At 58.6% G+C, this 640-nt stretch carries 1 rRNA gene; it reads left to right on the top strand.

The annotated features are described in order from the left end of the window. Positions 1-640: ribosomal RNA gene (locus ABD353_RS39895) — 23S ribosomal RNA — on the top strand; the annotation flags it as partial.

The following is a 640-nucleotide window of genomic DNA, read 5'->3' as shown; positions in this document are numbered from 1 at the left end:
TGAAGCGCCAACGCTGAACCCTCTGATGCTAAGCCCGTGAAGCCGCCCCGGATCCTTCGGGTGAAGGGGAGTGGTGGAGCCGGCGGCCCAAGGTGGTAGTAGGTGAGCGATGGGGTGACGCAGGAAGGTAGTCCAGCCCGGGCGGTGGTTGTCCCGGGGTAAGGGTGTAGGACGTCACGTAGGCAAATCCGCGTGACACATAGTCTGAGACCTGATGCCGAGCCGATTGTGGTGAAGTGGATGATCCTATGCTGTCGAGAAAAGCCTCTAGCGAGTTTCATGGCGGCCCGTACCCCAAACCGACTCAGGTGGTCAGGTAGAGAATACCGAGGCGTTCGGGTGAACTGTGGTTAAGGAACTCGGCAAAATGCCCCCGTAACTTCGGGAGAAGGGGGGCCAGCCCCGGTGAAGAGTCTTGCACTCCGAGCTGGGGGTGGCCGCAGAGACCAGCGAGAAGCGACTGTTTACTAAAAACACAGGTCCGTGCGAAGCCGTAAGGCGATGTATACGGACTGACGCCTGCCCGGTGCTGGAACGTTAAGGGGACCGGTTAGTCCGATTTCGGTCGGGCGAAGCTGAGAACTTAAGCGCCAGTAAACGGCGGTGGTAACTATAACCATCCTAAGGTAGCGAAATTCCT

The organism is Kitasatospora arboriphila, assembly GCF_039528095.1.
Taxonomy (GTDB): Bacteria; Actinomycetota; Actinomycetes; order Streptomycetales; family Streptomycetaceae; genus Kitasatospora; species Kitasatospora arboriphila.
This window is presented reverse-complemented; position numbering and strand designations above follow the sequence as displayed.